Origin of the sequence: Actinomyces dentalis DSM 19115, from assembly GCF_000429225.1 — a bacterium.
Lineage (GTDB): Bacteria > Actinomycetota > Actinomycetes > Actinomycetales > Actinomycetaceae > Actinomyces > Actinomyces dentalis.
The window spans coordinates 1-4,719 of the sequence record NZ_AUBL01000084.1; the positions used below are offsets into that span (position 1 = coordinate 1).

Here is a 4,719-nt window from a genome sequence, read left to right on the forward strand (position 1 = left end):
GCGCCCCGTCTGCGGGCCGAGCACGTAGAACTGCCTGAACCCCGGGAAGTGCTCGGGGTCGAGGGCCGGCGGGGCGGCCGCGACGAAATAGCCCGAGACCCTTAGCGCGCGCCAGACGAACGGACAGCCCCCTGCCGCCTAAACCGTAGATACGACCATCGAACACAGCCGACCATCCCTTATCCCAATCGTCCACGAGTGGATGCGGTTACGAGAATCGTTCGCAGTGTACAACCCATGCGAACCGCTGTGCAACCAGGGCGGGCGCGATCGTCGCGAGGATCTTCAGGGCTTGTCACCGCGTCGGCGTGATCGTGCCCGTGGAGTCCACGATGAAGTCGGGACCCTCCTTGACCGGCTTCTGCTTCGGCGTCACGGGATGCGGCCTGCGCGGCCTGGATTCGTACTCCCTCATATCCTGCTCCAGGAAACGAGCCTCTTTAATCAGTGCTTGACAGGCGGCGTCCTCCGAATCATAGACCTTTTCACCGATACGATCTCCGCGCTCCGCGTAGAACACGACCCACCGGGCGGGACCCTCTTGGTATAGAACTGCGGCGTAGTCGGCGGCGACCGTATTGATGGCGAAGAACCTGGGGCGCACACCCTCCTTGACGAGGAAGTCGGCGACCTCATCCACTTTCATAATTCGATCTCCTTAGGTGGCGTCAGCGACTCCTCCGACCGCGGGTTCGCGCGCCCGCCTCCGTTTGACCGTATGCTTCTGATATGCGAATACACTGGTGGTGATGACCAGTGAGAGGGCCGCGGACGTCCCGATCGCATCGAGGTCCCCCGTGGCGAGGATGACACCCAGCTGAATGGGCACCAGGATCAGGGTCGTGCGCATGAGAGCGCGTTCTACCGGGCGGTTGCCGTAGAACGCTCTCATGAACATCGCCGTCCGCGGGCCAAGACCGAGGAGCGTGGGGACTGAAATTATGGCCATGACCATTCCGAACATCCCCCAGGATGACAGGAATATCGCTTTGGTGTTCAATTCCGGATCGTACCCGAGAGAGCGGGACATCACGGCGGTGATTGCCTCGGCCATAATGCTGAAAGGCACTACCGAGCGGTGGATCCGGAGAATGAGGGAATCGGCCGCCCTATTGAGGACGGGGTTCGTCGGGGATACGGCCAGCGCCGCGCTCAGGGCCTCGCCCGCCTCGTGGATCTGTCTTACGGATGTGGCCATCCAGGACAGGTCCGACAGGGCATTCGGATTATTCGGGTCGAGGGCCAGCGCCCTGCGCAGAAATTTCTGACCCTTCCGGGTGCTGATCCAGCCCTCCAGGCGCGCTACGGCCATAAGGACGTCGGGGTCCTCCGGCGCCGCCTCGAGCGCCAGTCGTTCCAGTTCCCGCCAGCGTCGAAAAGGGAGTCCCGTCTGCTGCTCGGCCACGGCGAGGTCGGCGAGGGTCCGCCCGTCGTGCGGATCGAGCCCGACGGCCCGTCGCAGCAGATCCCGGCTCTCCACGGGCGTCCGGGCAAGCTGAGCGCACAGGCGCAGCGTCTGAACCTCGTTCGGATCAAGTCGCAGAGCCTCGAATCCCTCTTCGCGGGCCTCGTCCACCCTGCCGACATCGCACAGGCAGATCGCCAACAAGAGGTGCACCAGGGCGATGTCGGGGAAGGCGGCGCACACTCGCCCGGCCTCGGCGAGCGCGCGCTCCGCCTGACCCATGTCGCGCAGAAGGGCGACCCGGTTCCAGGAGATGTTGAGGTCCGACCAGTCTCCGGGCTCTCCTGAAAAAGCGCTGGTCGTCGAGTCATCCATTGTCATTCCTCAGGGGGAGTGGGCCGTCATCGTGAAGCATACCACGGGGATGATCCCGGTGGGTTCGTGCGAGAACCGCTTCAGATGTATTCGAAGAATCTGTCCCTCCACGTGGACGGCCAGTCGAACTCGCCGTCGTACGGGTCGTCCAACGGATCCTCGCTGATATGAATGTAGCCGAGGCGTCCGAGGGCGTTCTCAATGCGGGTCCTGTCAGAGTCCGCCATCAACTCCGCCGTCTCCGCATCGCTCCACGCCGCGGGATTCTCGAGTGCGACGATGGCCATTCTGCCGAAGTCGCTGATGGATATCACGATCCGGGCCGGGCTGTCGAGGACGGTCTCAGGGATCACAATCCGACCCAGCTCGGTGGAATCCTCCATATGGTCGTCATGCTCGCAGGAGCAGGAGAACTCCTCGTCAATGGCATCGACAAGGAGCTTGAAGCGCTTGTGCTCGGTGCGGTGACGGAGGTTCACGGGCGCCTCCGCATAATCCGGATCCGGATCGTCGAGACCGCGGAGAAGCCTCATGGTTTCCGAGGCGGACAGCAGGGAGGCCCGTCCGCCCGCCGACACATCGATACGCGGGTCCCAGCGGTCCCGGCAGTACTCGATGATATCGCGGACGGCGCGTCCGATCCACTCGCGCCAACGTCGCAGGAGGAATCTCATATCGGTGAGCCTCTCTCATGAATACTAATGGAGTAAGGGGGAGCAGATGGACAATGGTGCCGGTGAGAGGTCCTCAGCCGACAGGCGCTCGTGGGCCACCAGTCTTCCAGATCGCGTCCTGACCATGGCCGTTCATGCCGTCCTGCCATGTGGTCCGGAGCGGGGCGTCTCCCTCTGCCCGAACGATTTTCCCGCTGTGCGGTCACGATCATGGTGATGGCGGCGGGGCCCGAGGTGAAGCGACGAAGATCCTTGAAATGCTTGAACTTCGACACGAATCCCGGCGGGAAAGACTCACTGAACAACAAGGTGCACCTCACCCGAGGTGTATATTTCGCGATGTGGGCGTTGATCGCCGCCGACTTCCTTCCATTCGAACACGAGTGCGTTAAAATCGGTCAGATGGAGTCCGTCCGCCTTCGATCCCAGGGTTGGAATGCCATGGAAAATAAGACGCAGAGGGTGATCCGGCTCGATGATTAGTGCATCGTCGTGGACTTCGGCCTCGACCAATGACAGACCGTTGTCGTACGGACGGCCGAACCATCCGTTCGGGAGTTTTAATCCGCACGACCGGTGCCTGAGGAAGAAGAACTTGATTCTCCGGTCCAGAGAAAATACGTTCATTACACCAACCCCCTCTGATTCCAGATGAGATGCCCCGACTCTCGCTGCTGAAAGTAGACCTATGATTCCTGTGCCGACCGTTTGATCGGCTCTGGCCAGAAGAACATGTTCTCCTCGGGAATCTCCATCTGCTCCCCCAGTTCTTGCAGGACCCGCCGCTCATCGGGCGGGGACTCGATCTCCTCCTCGTACAGCATTTCGATGAGGAGTTCGAACGCGATCCCTTCCTCGCCGTGGCGGCAATCGACCTCGATGAAATCCGTGACTTGAGGACCCAAGCGCTCGCGGTAACGTTCGGCGATCTCAACAATCGCCTCTCCGACTCGACTGTATTTACGCCGACGGAAGAACCTCACATCAATCCCCTCCAAGCGAAGAAGCTGCAGATAAGAACTAGTTTCTGAGAACGCCCCCCATGCGGCCTTGAGTGGCGACTATTGGTTGGGAAATCCTGTAATGACATCTCCGTCACGAGGTCCGACCCCAATACTCCGATCTTATCTTGCATGCCGTCGACATCAAATCGACTCCAATTCATGTCAATACTCGAACATGGAGATCAGAACTCTCTCGAGTTCCGCGATCTCCGCCGAAGTGAATTCGGGAGGATTCCAATGTCGCGATTTGAAATAGGTGATCGCCTCATCGGGCACCCGAATCGGGTAGTGCCTGAGATACATGCCCGCCTCGTAGCGCCAGAAGTACTTCCCGTCACTCATGGTCGCGGACCCGCCGAGAACTTTGAACTTCCCTCCAATGAGATCTTCGGTGCATTCCATCCAGGGAAGAATCATTGGAGAGCATTCCAGATACCGCATGAGACGTTCGAGTGTATCCGGATCATACTTGTCCGGACTCAAGGGCGGCGCAGTCCATCTGCGACCCGGAATGCTGGCGAATGGCGACAGGGGAATCAATTCTGTCATCGTCCTTCTCCTCCTCCTCAATGAGTCCGGCGCGGTGATCTTATCAGATCGACGCTCACTTTCCATCGACCTTCCAGTCCTTGTCCGGACCCTTGCCATCCATACCGCCCCGCCATGTGATCTTGGGAAGAGTCATCACCCAGGACTCCCATGAACGGTAGGTGGTGGCCGCCACCACGCGGATCCAGCCGTCCGTGAAGTCGAGGTGCAGCCAGCCGGGATCGGATTCCACCGCGAGCAGGTCCTGCCCCTCGAAGCCCTTCAGGAGAGAGGCGAGGGCTTCCGGCTCGATCTCGTCCCACAGCGACTGGTCTCCCCGTCTCCCCACGAAGGGACCTCGGATCTCAAGAGTCATGACATCGGTTCTCATAAACGGAGTACGATCACCGATCAATTCGAAACTCGTCACAGTCGCCGGCAGAGCCAGATCGATTCGTCCGCGAATGCTCGCCTTCATGCTGAAAGCACCTCTCAAAATCATTCTTCGACAATGATCACCCCGGGAGTCCCGAGCCCGATACGTCTGGTGAGGTCAGTCTACCCGTCCAGCTCACTCGTCCAGTTTCATTTCGGTTCGCACCTGGGCGAGGGTGCGCTGGAATCGGTCGCGGCCGAGTCGGAGGCTGGTGATCAGGTGGAAGGGCGGGCGGTAGAAGGAGTCCTCCCAGGGGCGCAGTCCGACCGCGGCCGCGTAGTCGACCAGCATCCGCTC

At 60.5% G+C, this 4,719-nt stretch carries 7 protein-coding genes; all 7 read right to left on the reverse strand.

The features are described from left to right. Nucleotides 1-295: 295 nt before the first annotated feature. The 7 genes from G446_RS0113205 to G446_RS18035 all read right to left on the reverse strand — a co-directional run bounded on the left by G446_RS0113205 (nucleotide 296) and on the right by G446_RS18035 (nucleotide 4,464). Entirely contained in the window at nucleotides 296-646 is a 351-nt protein-coding gene (locus tag G446_RS0113205; protein WP_026410492.1) for a hypothetical protein, read from the reverse strand. Nucleotides 647-658: 12 nt separating this feature from the next. Then, nucleotides 659-1,780 carry a tetratricopeptide repeat protein gene (locus G446_RS0113210; RefSeq protein ID WP_026410493.1) on the reverse strand — a complete coding sequence of 374 codons (1,122 nt, stop codon included), beginning with the start codon at nucleotides 1,778-1,780 and terminating at the stop codon, nucleotides 659-661. Between the two features lie 80 nt (nucleotides 1,781-1,860). After that, nucleotides 1,861-2,454: a hypothetical protein gene (locus G446_RS0113215; protein ID WP_051286013.1), complete on the reverse strand. Its 594-nt coding sequence runs from the start codon at nucleotides 2,452-2,454 to the stop codon at nucleotides 1,861-1,863. A 294-nt stretch (nucleotides 2,455-2,748) separates the two neighbouring features. After that, a complete protein-coding gene (locus G446_RS20160; RefSeq protein ID WP_156916682.1) occupies nucleotides 2,749-3,081 on the reverse strand; it encodes a hypothetical protein in 333 nt (110 codons plus the stop codon). Between the two features lie 59 nt (nucleotides 3,082-3,140). After that, nucleotides 3,141-3,437, reverse strand: a complete 297-nt coding sequence (locus tag G446_RS0113225; protein ID WP_026410495.1) for a hypothetical protein — start codon at nucleotides 3,435-3,437, stop codon at nucleotides 3,141-3,143. Nucleotides 3,438-3,620: 183 nt separating this feature from the next. Then, complete coding sequence (locus G446_RS20165) at nucleotides 3,621-4,007, reverse strand: hypothetical protein (protein ID WP_156916683.1); 387 nt, start codon at nucleotides 4,005-4,007, stop codon at nucleotides 3,621-3,623. A gap of 55 nt (nucleotides 4,008-4,062) precedes the next feature. After that, on the reverse strand, nucleotides 4,063-4,464 hold the full coding sequence (locus G446_RS18035) for a hypothetical protein (protein ID WP_051286014.1): 402 nt from the start codon (nucleotides 4,462-4,464) through the stop codon (nucleotides 4,063-4,065). Nucleotides 4,465-4,719 lie beyond the last annotated feature (255 nt).